We start from the raw sequence: 13,272 nt of genomic DNA on the forward strand, positions 1-13,272 counted from the left end.
TGCCTCTGACCACGATAGTTTCGTAATGAGACCCTCCTGTCAAACGCTCAGCGCGCGGCCTCCTGCTTCGCGAACCGCTCCTCGACGTCGGGCCGGTGCGCGATCTTGGACGGGAAGCCGGGGCCGCGGCGCATGCGGGTGTCCTCGGCCGTGAGCGGCTCGCCGCAGTGCGCGCAGACGACCTCGGCCTGCGTGTCGTGGCCGCACTTCTCGTGGTGCGTGGTGATCGGCGGGCCGGCCTCACCGGAGAGCCAGCGGTCGCCCCACGCCGTCATCGCGGCGAGCACGCCGAAGAAGTCCTTGCCCTTGTCGGTGAGCAGGTAGTCGTAGCGCATCGGCTCGGTCTGGTAGGCGACCTTCTCCAGCAGGCCCTCGTCGACCAGCCGGCGCAGCCGGTCGGCGAGGGTGTTGCGCGCGATGCCGAGCGCCTGCTGGAACTCGTCGAAGCGCGTGACGCCGTAGAACGCGTCGCGCAGCACGAGCGGCGTCCACCAGTCCCCGAGCAGGTCCATGGTCCGCGCGATGGAGCACGGCCACTGCGCGAAGGAAGTCCTTTTCATGGACCGGAGAATACGCCGTCTCAGTCTGAAACTCAGCTGTTGAACGCCGTACTCAGGCGGTTTCCACACGATGGCCGACGGTCACGTCCACGTGGTCGGGCACCTCGTCGTGCGCGTCGCCGACCGAGAGCGTGCCCGCGGGCTCCACGAGCAGCACGGCCGCGCCCTTCTTCGACGACGGCTTGTGGAAGGTGCCGCGCGGCACCACGAACACCTGGCCGCGGCCGAGGGCGACCACGCGTTCGCCGGCCGGCTCACGCAGGCCGATCTCGATTTCGCCGTCGAGCACGAGGAAGAACTCGTCGGTGTTCTCGTGGACGTGCCACACGTGCTCGCCGGAGAAACGCGCGAGGCGCACGTCGTAGTCGTTGAGGTTCGCGACGATGCGGGGGCTCCACACGGCGTCGAAGCCGTCGAGCACGGACTGCAGATCGATGGGTTGGCTCATGAGGTCGATCGTCGTCCTGTCCCGCAGGCGGCGGGAGTGCTAGGAATAGCACATGTCGCAAGAATCCTCGCACCGCGTGGTGATGGTCGTGGACGACGGCTCGAACCCGTTCGAAATGGGCGTGGCGACCGAGCTGTTCGGCCTGCGCCGCCCGGAGCTGGATCGGCCGTGGTACGAGTTCACGCTGGCCTCGGCGCGCACCGAAGTGGGTATGCACCTGGGGATGTTCACGCTCTCGGGCATCGCGGGGCTCGACGCGGTTGACGCCGCCGACACCGTGATCGTGCCGAACCGGCCCGACCCGCAGGTGCCGGCCGACCCGGGTGTGCTGGCCGCGATCCGCCGCGCGCACGCCCGCGGCGCCCGGCTGATGAGCTTCTGCACGGGCGCCTTCACGCTGGCCGAGGCCGGCGTGCTCGACGGCCGGCGCGCGACCACGCACTGGCGGTGGGCGGCCGAGTTCACCGCGCGCTACCCCGACGTGCTGCTGGAACCCGGCGTGCTGTTCGTCGACGCGGGCACGGTCTTGACCGCGGCCGGCAGCGCGGCGGCGATGGACCTGGGCCTGTACGTGATCCAGCGCGACCACGGCGCCGAAATCGCCAACACCGTGAGCCGGCGCCTCGTGTTCCCCGGCCACCGCGACGGCGGCCAGCAGCAGTTCGTGGAACGGCCGGTGCCGGTCGTCGCCGACGCGTCGCTCGCGCCGGTGCTCGAATGGGCCCGCGAGCACCTCGACCGGCCCCTCACCGTCGCCGACCTGGCCACGCGCGCGGCGACCAGCCAGGCCACACTGCACCGCCGCTTCCGCACCGAACTCGGCACGACACCGCTGGCCTGGCTCACGACCGAACGCGTGAGCCTCGCCTGCCGCCTCCTCGAACGCGGCGAACTGCGCCTCGACCGCGTTGCCACCGACTGCGGCTTCGGCACGGCCGCCAACCTGCGCGCGCAGCTGCGCCGGCACACCGGACTGAGCCCTTCGGAGTACCGGCGCCGCTTCGGGCCGGCGGCCTGATCAGCTTTCGAACTCGCTGAGCGCAGTGGCGATCGCCTCGCGGTGCACGGCCGGCGGATAGGCCTCGGGGTCGGCCGCGGTCAGCGCGTTGAGGCCTTCGACCAGGGCGATCAGGCGCTTCGCGGCCCGCTCGCGGCGCGGGTGGGCCCAGCGCGGCCGGCAGTCGCCGACCAACCGGGTCACGCGGGCGATGAACGCGCGGTTGTGCGCGCGGTGCCGCTCGGCCAGCTCGGGGTCGGCCAGCGCGGCGGCGAGGAACCCGACCCAGACGCGGGCCTCGTCGGCGGCTTCCGGGGTGAGCGTGGCGGCGTGGCCGAGCACCTCGCGCAGCACGACGAGAGGCGGGCTCCCCGAGGCCTCGGTGGCGTCGGCGCGTTCGGCGGTGCGCTGGTGCAGCAGGTCGCGCGCCCGCAGCAGCAGGGCCTGCTTGGTGGGGAACGCGTGCATCACCAGCCCAGTCGTGCAGCCGGCCCGCTCGGCGACCGCGCGCACGGTGAGCCCGGGCAGCCCGTCGGCGGCCAGCACCTGCCACACCGCGCCGGACAGCAGCTCACGCTGCGCTTCGACGTCACGCTGTCTCGGCACGCGGTCCTCCGTTCCGTAACATCGGTTACGGTAACACTTGTTCCGGAACCTTGCCCGCACGCCAGGAGGAGTACCGGTGATCGAAATCCAGGCCGAACACTGGGACGCCCCCGAGGCGAGAGCGCTGCGCGCCGCACAACGGACCGAATTGGACGCCCGCTACGGGACCGGCGACCACGAAGCCGGCCCACTGCCCACCGCCGGAAGCGTGGCCGTATTCCTCGTCGCCCGCTCGGCCGGCACGGCCGTCGGGTGCGGTGGCCTGCGGTTGCTCGGGCCGGACGAGGCGGAGATCAAACGGATGTACGTGGTGCCCGGTGCACGCGGCACCGGCGTGTCGACCGCGCTGCTGCGAGCGCTCGAAGATCACGCCGTGGCCCGCGGGATCACGCGGCTACTGCTGGAAACCGGCGTCCGCCAGCCCGACGCGATCCGGTTCTACCAGCGGGAAGGCTACGAGCCGATCCCGTCGTTCGGGTCTTACGCCGGTGATCCACTGGCCCGTTGTTTCGCGCGATTACTCCATTCGGCGCAAGGGCGGGAAAAGTGAGCGGCACTCCTTGTCAAACCTCGGTGAAAATGTCCGGTCGACCAACGAAAGATTTAGGCCGGATGGACAAAACCTCGCCTTCACGAACAGATTCGCCTCACGCCCTCACCCCCGGCGGCAGTCTTCGGCTAGCTTGACGAACGACGATGCTCGAGGGTGAAAACGGGGAGCGACGATGGCGAAACACCGGCCACGCCGGCGGTCTGTCCGCACCAAAACGGCGGTCGCCCTCGCGGGCGGCGCGCTCGCGGTGCTGCCGACGGTGACCGCGTCGGGGCTGCCGGTCCCGCTCGCCACCACGGCCAACACGGTCGCGGCGGGCAGCAACCAGCCGTCGGTGGACCTGCCGTGGCTGCCGCCGAACGTGACGCTGCCGCCGATCGCCGTGGACGGCAGCCTGCCGCAGCCGCCGACACCGCTGCCGCTGACCGTGCCGGGGTTCCACGTGAACACGGGCTCGGCCACGCCGTCCGGTCCACTCGGGATTCCGGGCAGCATGCTCAAGGCCTACCAGAACGCGGCCGACATCATGTCCCGCGAACAGCCCGGCTGCCACCTCGACTGGGCGCTCATCGCGGCCATCGGGCGCATCGAGTCCAACCACGCGCGCGGCGGCTACGTCGACGCGAAGGGCAACACGCTCGAGGCGATCCTCGGCCCGGTGCTCGACGGTTCCGGCCCGTTCGCCGCGATCCGCGACACCGACGGCGGCAAGTACGACGGCAACGCGGTCTGGGACCGCGCGGTCGGCGCCACGCAGTTCATCCCGTCGACCTGGAAGAGCTACGCCTCCGACGGCAACGGCGACGGCGTGTCCGACCCGAACAACGTCTACGACGAAACCCTCGCCACGGCCCGCTACCTGTGCTCGGGCGGACTCGACCTCTCCAGCGACGCGATGCAGCGCGTGGCCGTGCGCCGCTACAACAACTCGCAGTCCTATGTGGACACGGTGATGGCCTACGCCGCCGCCTACCGCGGTGGCGTGTCGCAGCTGCCCGACAGCCAGGTGCCGATCGGCGCCCCGCCGGGCCCCGACGCGGTGGCCGCCGCGGCCGGCAGCCCGCTCGGCGACCCGGCCCCGCCGCCGCCCCCGGTCGTCACGCCGCCGGGCACGCCCACCGAGCTGCCGCCGTCGACGACGCCGGGCGACCCGAGCACCACGCCGACCGACCCCGGCACCACGCCGACGGACCCGAGCACGACCCCCACCGACCCGAGCGGCACGCCGTCCGGCGACACCCCGCCGCCGTCGGACAGCTCGACGCCGCCTTCGGACCCGCCGTCGAGCCCACCCACCGACCCGACGACCCCCACGACGCCGACCACCACGCCGGACACCACGGCGCCGTCGGGTTCGAACCAGTCGTCCACGGGCTCGGACACCACCACCCCGGACCCCACGAGCACCACGCCCACCAGCTGATCACGATGAAGCCGGCGGCCGGTCCGAACTGGACCGGTCGTCGGCTTTTTCAGCGGAACAAGGCTTAGGAAACGCGCGCCCCGTCGTAGCTCTCCCGCGCCTCGACCACCGCCGGCAGCTGCCGTTCCACCCAGTGCGCCAGCGCCCACACCTGGTCGGCCGCCTCGCGCCCCATCACCGTGAGCGAATAGTCGACGCGCGGCGGGATCACCGGTTTCGCGTCGCGAAGGAGAAATCCGTCGCGTTCGAGGGTCTGCAACGTCTGGGCAAGCATTTTCTCGCTCACCCCGCCGATTTCGCGGCGCAGCTCACTGAAGCGAAACGAGCGTTCCCGCAGCGCGGCGAGCACGAGCAGGCCCCAGCGGCTCGTCACGTGCTCCAGCACGATGCGCGAAGGACATGTCGCGCGGTTCACATTCGGCGCCTCGGTCATCTCGCCCTCCTCACTTACTACAACATCAGTACCTTACTCTGAAGTGGGTACTTCCCGGTAGAGAGTAACCATCCTACGGTGAGTGGCAGAAGATCCGCCGAACCGAAGGAAGAACATGAGCATCGTCATCACCGGCGCCACCGGGCAGCTCGGCCGGCTCGTGATCGCCGACCTCCTCGCCGCCGGCGTGCCCGCGGGTGAGATCACGGCCGTGGCCCGCAGTGCGGAGAAGGCCGCCGACCTGGGCGTCCGCGTGCACGTGGCGGACTACAACCAGCCGGACACCTTCCAGGGCGCCTTCGCCGCCGGCGACCGCGTACTGCTGGTCTCCGGAACGGACAACGGCCAGCGCGTGCCGCAGCACGCCGCGGTGGTCGAAGCCGCGAAGGCCGCCGACGTCGCACAGCTCGCATACACCGGCGTGTTCGGCGGCCCGGCCGCCGACTTCACCCTCGCCGACGACCACCGCGCCACCGAGCAGCTCATCCTCGACTCCGGGCTGCCGTACACGTTCCTGCGCAACAACTGGTACACCGAGCTGGCCGTGCCCGACGCGGCCGGCGCGCTCGCCCGCGGCGCCGTGGTCAACAGCGTCGATGCCGACGGGCGCATCGCCACCGCGCCGCGCGAGGACTACGCGGAAGCCGCCGCCGTGGTCCTGCACACCGACGGCCACCTCGGGGCCGCCTACGAGCTCGGCGGCGACCACGCCTGGACGTACGGCGAGTACGCCGCCGAGCTCGCCCGCATCGGCGGCCGCCCGGTCACGCACAAGACCGTGTCCGGCGCCGAGTTCGAAGCCATCCTCACCGGCGCCGGCGTGCCGCCGTTCATGGCCGCGATCCTGGTCGACGTCGACGCCGCCATCGGCCGCGGCCGCCTCGCCGGCACCCCCGGCGACCTCGCGAAGCTCATCGGCCGGCCCACGACGCCACTCGCCGACACCATCGCGAAGCTGCTGGCCTGACGCGAAAACCGGATTTCCCGGTGACCGCCGCCGCCTACGATCGTGAGCGGCGGTGATCCCGGCACCGCACCGACGGGCGATCGGATGCCGAGCACCGGGAGTTCCCGGCATCCGCGCCCGTACCACTTTCCGCACCGGTACCCGGCGCTAGGCTGCACGCGGCCCGAGCCCGAGGAGCACCCGTGTCCTGGAACCCCGAAGCGTTGCCCGATCTGTCCGGCCGCACCTACGCCGTGACGGGAGGCAACGCCGGCATCGGCTACTTCATCTCCGAACAGCTGGCCGGGGCCGGCGCGCACGTCGTGATCCTCGGGCGCACCCCGGCCAAGCTGACCCTCGCGGCCGACGCGATCAAGAGCCACCACCCCCGCGCCGAGATCAGCACGATCCGCCTCGACCTGGCCGATCTCGCGTCCGTGCGGGAAGCCGCCGAGGCGCTCAACGGCCTCGGCCACCTCGACGGCCTCGTCGAGAACGCCGGCTCCACGTCCCCCGGTCGCCGGCGCCGGACCACCGGCGACGGCTTCGAGCTCGCCGTGGGCACCAACCACCTCGGCCACTTCGCCCTCACCGCGCTCGCGATGCCCGTGCTCACCGCGTCGGGAGCCCGGGTGGTGCCGATGGGCAGCCTGATCACGCGGCTGCAGCCGTTCGACCTCGACGACCTGCAGACCGAGCGCAAGTACTCCGAGTTCCGCGCCTACGCCCAGTCGAAGCACGCCGTGCAGTCCTTCGGCTTCGAGCTCGACCGGCGCCTGCGCGGCGCCGCCTCGAAGGTCACCTGCGTGCTCGCCCACCCGGGCTTCAGCCTCGGCAGCGCCAGCCCGCACCGCGAGGGCATCACGAACCCGAACCCGGTGATGCGCCTGTTCGGGGCCCTCACCCAGGGCAAGGACCGCGGCGCCTGGCCCGCCGTCCGCGCGGCCGTGGACCCGGCGGCCGAGGGCGGTCAGTTCTACGGCCCGGCCCGCCTGGGCGTCGGCCGGCCCGTGCTCAACACGCCCGTGAAGGTCGACCTCGACCCCGAACGGGCCGCGAAGCTGTGGACCCTCTCGGAGAAGCTCACCGGCGTCACCTTCGACGTGCGCTGATCACGCCGGCGGTTCGAGCCCCGAAGCCAGCGCGTCCATCGCCCGGTGGAGCAGCTCGACCAGACCCGGCTCGCTGCCCGGGTACCAGCACTTGAACGCCGAGCGGTTCGCGGCGAACGCGGCTTCCACCGTGATGCGCACGTAGAGGTCGTCGCGGGCCAGGCCGGTGCGCTCGGCGATCGCGGCGATCGCGGCCTCCTCCACGACCTTGTTCACGTGCGCCAGGCGACCCCACAGTTCGGGGTACTCCCGCAGCAGCAGCGCGCGGTCGCCGAAGGTCGGGTCGTTCGAGACTTCCTCGAAGCGTTCGGTGAACACGGCGCGCAGGCTCGCGAGGGGGCTTTCCTTCGCCGGCCGCGCGGCGACGCCCGTGCGCACGCCATCGGCGGTCAGCGCGATCGAGAAGACCGCCGCCTCTTTGCTGTCGAAGTAATTGAAGAACGTGCGCCCCGAGACACCGGCCTTCTCACAGATCTGGTCCACGGTCACGTCGTGCGGCCCACGCGAGCGGTACAGCGCGACGGCCGCGGCCCGGATCGCCTGCCTGGTGGCCTCTTTCTTGCGCGCGCGAAGTCCCGGCTCTGTCATCTTTCTTACACTACTGAAATTTTGCAGCACTGCAAGATAATGTGTCCGGCATGGCGGAACAGCCCCTCGAAACGGCCCAGCCGAGGCTCGTGCGCACCCTCGCCGAGAACCTTTGGTTCCCCGTTGTCGTTTTTCTCGGGTTTGCCGTGGTGTACCTGGCCGCGTTCCACCACCCGCGGCCCCACGACGTCCAGGTGGCGGTGATCGGCCCGGCGGCCGAAGTGCAGCACGCTCTCGACAAGGCCGCGCCCGGCGGCTTCCACGTGGTGCCCGTGCCCGACGTCGCGGCGGCTCGCGACGCGATCCTCGACCGCGCGGTCAGCGGCGCCTTCGCCGCGGACCCCGCGCACCCGGTGCTCTACGTCGCGCGCGCCAACGGCTTCACGCTCCAGTCGCTGCTGACCCAGACGTTCACGCCCCTCGCGCACTCGCTCTCCGTCGTCGACCTGGCCCCGACCGTCGCCGGCGACCCGCTGGGCAACGGCTTGTTCTACCTGCTGCTCGCCTGGAGCCTGCCGAGCTACTTCGTGGTGATGATGCTGCTGCGCGCGGTCGGGCTCAGCCGCCGCGCGCGTATCCTCACGTTCGTCGGCTGGGCCGTGTTCCTTTCCGTGGCGGGGTTTCTCATCGCGCACGCGATGGACGTGATCCCGGCCGACCCGGTCGCGATCCCGCTGGCGTTCCTGGCGAGTCTCGTCGTTTCCCTGGTCTCGCAAGGGCTCGTGCCGATCTTCAAGCAGTACTTCCCCGGCGTCGCGATGATGACGTTCGTGATCCTCAGCTCCGCGTCGAGCGGCGGCACCGTGCCACCGCAGATGCAGCCCGGCTTCTTCCGCTTCCTGCACCCGATCCTGCCGATGGGCAACCTCAACGACGCCCTGCGCGGCGTCTTCTACTTCCACGGCACCGGGGTCGCCGAACACGTGCTCGTGCTGTGCGCCTGGCTCGCGCTCGGCATCGTCCTCAACGCGGGCCACGCGCTGTGGCTGCGCCGCCAGGTCACGCGGGAAACCGCGCCGCCGGTGGAAGATCCGGTGATCGAGATGCCGCGGCCCACCGCGTTGCCGGCCACCGGTCGCCGCTTCGGTGAGCTCGAACCGATGCTGGTCGGCACCGTCCGCTCGACCAGCGGCGAACGCGTCGGCGGCGCGATCGTCACGGTCACCGACGGAAAGGGCCGCCAGCTCGTGCGCACCACCGCCGACGGCGAAGGGGCCTTCGCGGTCGGCGGCCTGCCCGAGCAGTTCGTGGACGTCGTGGTGACCGCGCCCGGCCGTCAGCCGGCGGCGCGGCGCACGTTCTTCCGCGAAGGCGTGTTCCGGCGCGAGGATTTCGTGCTCGCCCCGGAACCCGTGCTCACGCCGTCCAGCCACCGTCCACAGTGAGCGTGGAGCCGGTCGTGTAGGACGACGCGTCGGAGGCCAGGTACACCACCGCACCGCCGAGTTCCGGCGGCGCGGCCACGCGGTGCTGCGGGATGTTCGCGAGGATCCGCTCGCCCCACCGGCTCGTGACCAGGCCCTCCGACAGGTCGGTGTGGAAGTAGCCCGGCGCCAGCACGTTCACCCGCACCCCGCGCTCGGCCCACTCCACGGCGAGCACCCGCGAGAGCGCCTCGACCCCGCCCTTGCTCGCGGCGTACGCGGCGATGCGGTCGAACCCGGTGCGCGCGTGCACCGACGACACCGTGATGATCGAACCAGACCCCTGCGTGAGCATCTGCCGGCCGGCCGCGCGGGCGCAGTAGTACGTGCCCGACAGGTTCACGTCCAGCACATGCGCCCAGTCGTCGTCGCTGCCCTGCTCGCTGCGGCGGAACGTCGGGCTGATCCCGGCGGCCGTCGCGCAGACGTCGAGCCGGCCGTGCTCGGCCACGATCGCCGCCACCGCACTGTCCGCAAAGGACGGATCCGCCACCGAACCGGGCAGCACCAGCGCACCACCGACCTCCGAGGCCAACGACGTGAGGTCGGCTTGCGTGCGGGAGGTCACGGCCAGCGTCGCTCCGGCGCCGGCCAGCGCGAGCGCGATCGCCCGGCCCAGCCCCTTGCCCGCACCCGTGATCCAGGCGACCTTGCCGGTCAAATCGAAGCCCGCGTGCTCGAAGCCGCTCATCCGCGCAGGTTCCGCTTCAGCACCTTGCCCGACGGCGTGCGCGGCAGCTCGTCGAGGAACACCAGGTCCGCCGGCACCTTGAACTTCGCCAGCCGCTCCCGGCAGAACGCCAGCAGCCCGTCGCGGTCTCGCGCCGCCCCCGCGCGCAGCACCACAAACGCCTGCGGCACCTCACCCCAGCGCGGGTGACCCATTCCGACCACCGCCGCCTCGACCACGTCCGGGTGCTCGTACAGCACGCGCTCCACCTCGGGCGTCGCGATGTTCTCACCGCCGGACACGATCATGTCCTTCTTGCGGTCCTCCACGTACAGGTAACCGTCGGCGTCGAGCCGGCCGACGTCACCGGTGTGGAACCAGCCGTCGCGAAACGCCTTCGCCGTGGCCGCGTCGTCGCGCCAATAGCCGATGCTCACCTTGGGCCCGCGCAGCGCGATCTCGCCGAGCTCCCCCGTCGGCAACGGCGCCCCGGACTCGTCGACGATCCGCACCTCCAGGTGCACCACCGGCCGCCCGACCGAGCCGACCTTCGCCAGCATGTGCTCGGGGTCGTTGAACGTGTCTCCGGACACGGTCTCGGTGAGGCCGTAGGCGTCGGAGAACCACGCCTTCGGGAACGCGGTGAGGATCTTCTCCACCAGCGGCACCGGCATCTTCTCGCCACCGCCGATGATGAACCGGATCGACGACAGGTCGCGCTCGCGAAGGTCCGGCAGCTGCAGGATCGCGTTCATCATCGACGGCGCGAGCCAGATGTTGCTCGGCCGCTCGCGCTCGATGGTGGCCACGACCTCGGCCGCGTCGAACTTCCGCAGCACGATCAGGGATCCGCCCACGTGCAGCGTGCCGACGCCGGGCAGGTCGAACCCGCCGACGTGGTAGAGCGGCCCGCACACGAGCGTCACGTCCTCGGCCGTGATGCCGAACTCCACGAGGTGCCCGAGGTTCTTCCACACCAGGTTCCCGTGTGTGATCTGCACACCCTTGGGCCGCGACGTGGTGCCGGAGGTGTACATCAGCCGTTGCAGGTCGTCGGCGCCGACCGAAGCCGGCTCGACGGTGCGGCCGAGGTTCGCGGTCACGAGGTCCTCGTACGCGGTCCAGCCCGGCGCGTCGCCGCCGAGGAGCAACCGGTGCTTCAGTCCGGGCAGCGGCAGACCATCCACTGCGGACTGGAACTCGGGCTCGGTCAGCAGCGCGACCGAGCCCGAGTGCTCCAGGATGTAGCGCCACTCCTCGGGCGAGAGCCGGTAGTTGAGCGGCAGGAACGCGGCGCCGACCCGGTTCACCGCGAACACCGCCTCCAGGAACTCGAGGTGGTTGTACAGCAGCAGCGCGACCACGTCGCCGCGACCGAGGCCCAGGTCGGCGAGGCCCGCCGCGAGCGCGTCGACGCGGGTGAGCAGCTCGCGGTTGGTCAGTGTGCGCGGCCCCTGGCTGAGCACCACCTTGTCGGGAGCGCGGCCGGTGTTGTGGTCGAGGATCGTGGCGAAGTTCGACATCAGCGCTCCTGTGCGTGGAAGCTGTGCAGCTCGCCCCCGGCCGAACCCCAGTGGATGGTGCTGATCATGCCGCCGTCGGCCACCAGGTCGGTGCCGGTCACGTAGTCCGCGCCCGGCCCGGCCAGGAACGCCACCACCCGGGCGATGTCGTCCGGCTCCCCGATCCGGCCCAGCGGCGTGTTGGCCACGGTGGCCGCGCGGATGGTCTCGTTGCCGAGGGTGTCGCGGTTCAGTCCGCTGTGGACGACCCCGGGGCTCACCGAGTTGATGCGGATCCCGTCCACGGCCAGCTCGGCCGCCAGCTGCTTCGTCAACGCCAGCACCCCGCCTTTCGCCGCGGTGTAGGACGAGAAGCCGTAACCCGTGTGGCCGGCGATCGACGCGATCTGCACGATCGAGCCGCCACCACCGGCGGCCATCGCCGGGATCACCTGCTTGAGCAGGAGGAAGTAGCCGGTGAGGTTCACGTCGAGCACGCGCCGCCACTCGTCCACGGTGGACTCGAGCAGCTTCTTGCGGATGATGATGCCGGCGGCGTTCACCAGCACCTTCGGCGCGCCGAACCGTTCCACCGCCTCGCGGACCGCGCCGGCCACCGCGTCCTCGTCCGTCACGTCGACCGCGAACGCGGCCGCGGCACCGGGAATCTCCTTGGCCGTGCGCTCGGCCGCCGTGCCGTCGGCGTCGAGCAGCACGAGCGGCCGGCCGTCCTCGGCGAGCCGCAGGGCGCACGCGCGCCCGATGCCCGAACCGGCCCCGGTCACGACCGCGCACCCGGCCTTGTCCACAGTGTTGTCCACACTATCCACAGTGGATCTCCTTCCGCGGGGCACTCAGCCCATCGCGTAGCCCCCGTTGACGTCGACCACCGCACCCGTCATGTAGCTCGCCGCCGGTGAGGCGAGGAACGCCGCCACGCGCGCGATCTCCTCCGGGCGCGCCAGGCGGCCGAGCGGGTTGTAGTCGTCGGAATAGCCCTTGCCCACGATCATGTCCGTGTCCACCACTCCGGGCGCCACGGCGTTGGCGACGATCCCGTTGCGGGCTTCGGTCTTCGCGAGCCACTTCACCACCGCGTGCACCGCGCCCTTGCTGGCCACGTAGTGCGGGCCGGCGAGCACGCCGCCGACCTTGCCCGCCACCGAGCCGATGCACACCACCCGCGCGTCGTGCCCGCGCAGGAACGGCAGCGCACCGCCGATGCACCACAGCGTGCCCTTCACGTTCACGCCGAGCACCGCGTCCACTTCGGACTCGGAAAGCTCGTCGAGCCGCATCGTCTCGCCGTAGACGGCCGCGCAGGTGACCAGCGCGTCGAGCCGGCCGGCCGGACCCGCTGCCTCGGCCATCGCCGAGGCGACGGCTTCCCGGTCGGTGACGTCGACCACCAGGCCGGCGGCGGCCCCGCCGGCCTGGGTGATCTCGGCGACGGTCGCGGCGGGATCCCGGGCGTCGAGCACCGTGACGTGGGCCCCGGCGAGCGCGAGCTCGACCGCGATCCGGGCACCGATCCCGCGCGCCGCACCGGTCACGACCGCGCGCGCCCCGGCCAGGGAGGCCGGGCCGCGCGGGTCGAGCACTCCGGGACTCACGCCGTCTTCTGCTCGTGCGCCGCCAGTTCCTCCATCAGCACCGGCACGCCGAGCGTGCAGGTGTGGATGCCGAGCACACTGGTGAGCTCGAGCACCTCCATGATCTCCTCTTTGGTGGCGCCGTAGCCGAGGGCGTTGCGGATGTGCTGACGCAGCCCGGGTTCGTAGAGGTGCGTGGTGGACGCGTCGATCGCGGTGTAGATCAGCTCCTTGACCTTCGGCTCCAGCACCCCCTTGCGCCACGGCACGGCCGAGAAGTTCAGGTACGCCTCGAAGAAGTCCGGATCGAGGCTCAGCAGCCCCTCCCAGAACGTGTTCCAGTACCCGCGCTCGGCCAGGAAGGTCTCCCGCAGCTTGTTCTGCCGGTCGACGTCCGTCCCGTTGTCGGACAAGGCGG

Annotated in this window: 16 protein-coding genes; 6 read left to right on the plus strand and 10 right to left on the minus strand. The window is 71.3% G+C overall.

Going from position 1 to position 13,272, the window contains the following annotated elements; genetic code table 11:
- Window positions 1–47 precede the first annotated feature (47 nt).
- Window positions 48–560 carry a winged helix-turn-helix transcriptional regulator gene (locus tag VSH64_RS27405; protein ID WP_326565589.1) on the minus strand — a complete coding sequence of 171 codons (513 nt, stop codon included), beginning with the start codon at window positions 558–560 and terminating at the stop codon, window positions 48–50.
- Window positions 561–612: 52 nt separating this feature from the next.
- Window positions 613–1,008 carry a cupin domain-containing protein gene (locus tag VSH64_RS27410; RefSeq protein WP_326565590.1) on the minus strand — a complete coding sequence of 132 codons (396 nt, stop codon included), beginning with the start codon at window positions 1,006–1,008 and terminating at the stop codon, window positions 613–615.
- Window positions 1,009–1,060: 52 nt separating this feature from the next.
- Here VSH64_RS27410 and VSH64_RS27415 point away from each other — a divergent pair, with 52 nt between their 5' ends.
- Entirely contained in the window at window positions 1,061–2,026 is a 966-nt protein-coding gene (locus VSH64_RS27415; protein WP_326565592.1) for a helix-turn-helix domain-containing protein, read from the plus strand.
- Here VSH64_RS27415 and VSH64_RS27420 read toward each other — a convergent pair whose 3' ends face one another.
- Window positions 2,027–2,671 (minus strand): TetR/AcrR family transcriptional regulator, encoded by a 645-nt coding sequence (locus tag VSH64_RS27420; protein WP_407655564.1) that lies wholly within the window; start codon window positions 2,669–2,671, stop codon window positions 2,027–2,029.
- A 16-nt stretch (window positions 2,672–2,687) separates the two neighbouring features.
- Here VSH64_RS27420 and VSH64_RS27425 point away from each other — a divergent pair, with 16 nt between their 5' ends.
- Window positions 2,688–3,161, plus strand: a complete 474-nt coding sequence (locus VSH64_RS27425) for a GNAT family N-acetyltransferase (RefSeq protein WP_326565594.1) — start codon at window positions 2,688–2,690, stop codon at window positions 3,159–3,161.
- 175 nt (window positions 3,162–3,336) lie between these two features.
- The gene (locus VSH64_RS27430; RefSeq protein WP_326565595.1) at window positions 3,337–4,587 is read left to right on the plus strand and encodes a lytic transglycosylase domain-containing protein; all 1,251 of its coding nucleotides are present in this window, start codon (window positions 3,337–3,339) and stop codon (window positions 4,585–4,587) included.
- Window positions 4,588–4,651: 64 nt separating this feature from the next.
- Here VSH64_RS27430 and VSH64_RS27435 read toward each other — a convergent pair whose 3' ends face one another.
- The gene (locus tag VSH64_RS27435) at window positions 4,652–5,020 is read right to left on the minus strand and encodes a winged helix-turn-helix transcriptional regulator (RefSeq protein ID WP_326565596.1); all 369 of its coding nucleotides are present in this window, start codon (window positions 5,018–5,020) and stop codon (window positions 4,652–4,654) included.
- A gap of 115 nt (window positions 5,021–5,135) precedes the next feature.
- On the opposite strand from VSH64_RS27435, the gene VSH64_RS27440 reads away from it, so the two are divergent.
- Both VSH64_RS27440 and VSH64_RS27445 read left to right on the plus strand, forming a co-directional pair.
- Window positions 5,136–5,987, plus strand: coding sequence for an NAD(P)H-binding protein (locus tag VSH64_RS27440; protein ID WP_326565597.1), 852 nt, complete (start codon window positions 5,136–5,138; stop codon window positions 5,985–5,987).
- A gap of 182 nt (window positions 5,988–6,169) precedes the next feature.
- The gene (locus VSH64_RS27445; RefSeq protein WP_326565598.1) at window positions 6,170–7,078 is read left to right on the plus strand and encodes an SDR family NAD(P)-dependent oxidoreductase; all 909 of its coding nucleotides are present in this window, start codon (window positions 6,170–6,172) and stop codon (window positions 7,076–7,078) included.
- On the opposite strand, the gene VSH64_RS27450 is transcribed toward VSH64_RS27445, so the two are convergent.
- On the minus strand, window positions 7,079–7,666 hold the full coding sequence (locus VSH64_RS27450; RefSeq protein ID WP_326565599.1) for a TetR/AcrR family transcriptional regulator: 588 nt from the start codon (window positions 7,664–7,666) through the stop codon (window positions 7,079–7,081).
- A gap of 50 nt (window positions 7,667–7,716) precedes the next feature.
- Between VSH64_RS27450 and VSH64_RS27455 the strand changes: the two genes are divergently transcribed.
- The gene (locus VSH64_RS27455) at window positions 7,717–9,051 is read left to right on the plus strand and encodes a carboxypeptidase regulatory-like domain-containing protein (protein WP_326565600.1); all 1,335 of its coding nucleotides are present in this window, start codon (window positions 7,717–7,719) and stop codon (window positions 9,049–9,051) included.
- Here the strand turns inward: VSH64_RS27455 and VSH64_RS27460 are convergent.
- The 5 genes from VSH64_RS27460 to VSH64_RS27480 are packed head-to-tail and all read right to left on the minus strand — an operon-like array spanning window position 9,023 to window position 13,267.
- Window positions 9,023–9,781, minus strand: a complete 759-nt coding sequence (locus tag VSH64_RS27460) for an SDR family NAD(P)-dependent oxidoreductase (RefSeq protein WP_326565601.1) — start codon at window positions 9,779–9,781, stop codon at window positions 9,023–9,025. The two genes, VSH64_RS27455 and VSH64_RS27460, sit on opposite strands and share 29 nt — an antisense overlap.
- Complete coding sequence (locus VSH64_RS27465; RefSeq protein WP_326565602.1) at window positions 9,778–11,283, minus strand: acyl-CoA synthetase; 1,506 nt, start codon at window positions 11,281–11,283, stop codon at window positions 9,778–9,780. The genes VSH64_RS27460 and VSH64_RS27465 overlap by 4 nt, the downstream gene beginning before the upstream one ends.
- Window positions 11,283–12,092 (minus strand): SDR family NAD(P)-dependent oxidoreductase, encoded by an 810-nt coding sequence (locus VSH64_RS27470; protein ID WP_326565603.1) that lies wholly within the window; start codon window positions 12,090–12,092, stop codon window positions 11,283–11,285. Before VSH64_RS27470 ends, VSH64_RS27465 begins: the two co-directional genes overlap by 1 nt.
- 24 nt (window positions 12,093–12,116) lie before the next feature.
- Window positions 12,117–12,875 carry an SDR family NAD(P)-dependent oxidoreductase gene (locus tag VSH64_RS27475; protein ID WP_326565604.1) on the minus strand — a complete coding sequence of 253 codons (759 nt, stop codon included), beginning with the start codon at window positions 12,873–12,875 and terminating at the stop codon, window positions 12,117–12,119.
- Window positions 12,872–13,267 (minus strand): carboxymuconolactone decarboxylase family protein, encoded by a 396-nt coding sequence (locus VSH64_RS27480; RefSeq protein WP_326565605.1) that lies wholly within the window; start codon window positions 13,265–13,267, stop codon window positions 12,872–12,874. The genes VSH64_RS27475 and VSH64_RS27480 overlap by 4 nt, the downstream gene beginning before the upstream one ends.
- Window positions 13,268–13,272: the final 5 nt, after the last annotated feature.

The sequence above is a fragment of the Amycolatopsis rhabdoformis genome (assembly GCF_035918295.1).
Taxonomy (GTDB): Bacteria; Actinomycetota; Actinomycetes; order Mycobacteriales; family Pseudonocardiaceae; genus Amycolatopsis; species Amycolatopsis rhabdoformis.

Coding starts and splice junctions, on each gene's coding strand:
- VSH64_RS27405 (WP_326565589.1), bottom strand. CDS start 560: ATGAAAAGGACTTCCTTCGCGCAGTGGCCGTGCTCCATCGCGCGGACC.
- VSH64_RS27410 (WP_326565590.1), bottom strand. CDS start 1,008: ATGAGCCAACCCATCGATCTGCAGTCCGTGCTCGACGGCTTCGACGCC.
- VSH64_RS27415 (WP_326565592.1), top strand. CDS start 1,061: ATGTCGCAAGAATCCTCGCACCGCGTGGTGATGGTCGTGGACGACGGC.
- VSH64_RS27430 (WP_326565595.1), top strand. CDS start 3,337: ATGGCGAAACACCGGCCACGCCGGCGGTCTGTCCGCACCAAAACGGCG.
- VSH64_RS27435 (WP_326565596.1), bottom strand. CDS start 5,020: ATGACCGAGGCGCCGAATGTGAACCGCGCGACATGTCCTTCGCGCATC.
- VSH64_RS27440 (WP_326565597.1), top strand. CDS start 5,136: ATGAGCATCGTCATCACCGGCGCCACCGGGCAGCTCGGCCGGCTCGTG.
- VSH64_RS27450 (WP_326565599.1), bottom strand. CDS start 7,666: ATGACAGAGCCGGGACTTCGCGCGCGCAAGAAAGAGGCCACCAGGCAG.
- VSH64_RS27455 (WP_326565600.1), top strand. CDS start 7,717: ATGGCGGAACAGCCCCTCGAAACGGCCCAGCCGAGGCTCGTGCGCACC.
- VSH64_RS27460 (WP_326565601.1), bottom strand. CDS start 9,781: ATGAGCGGCTTCGAGCACGCGGGCTTCGATTTGACCGGCAAGGTCGCC.
- VSH64_RS27465 (WP_326565602.1), bottom strand. CDS start 11,283: ATGTCGAACTTCGCCACGATCCTCGACCACAACACCGGCCGCGCTCCC.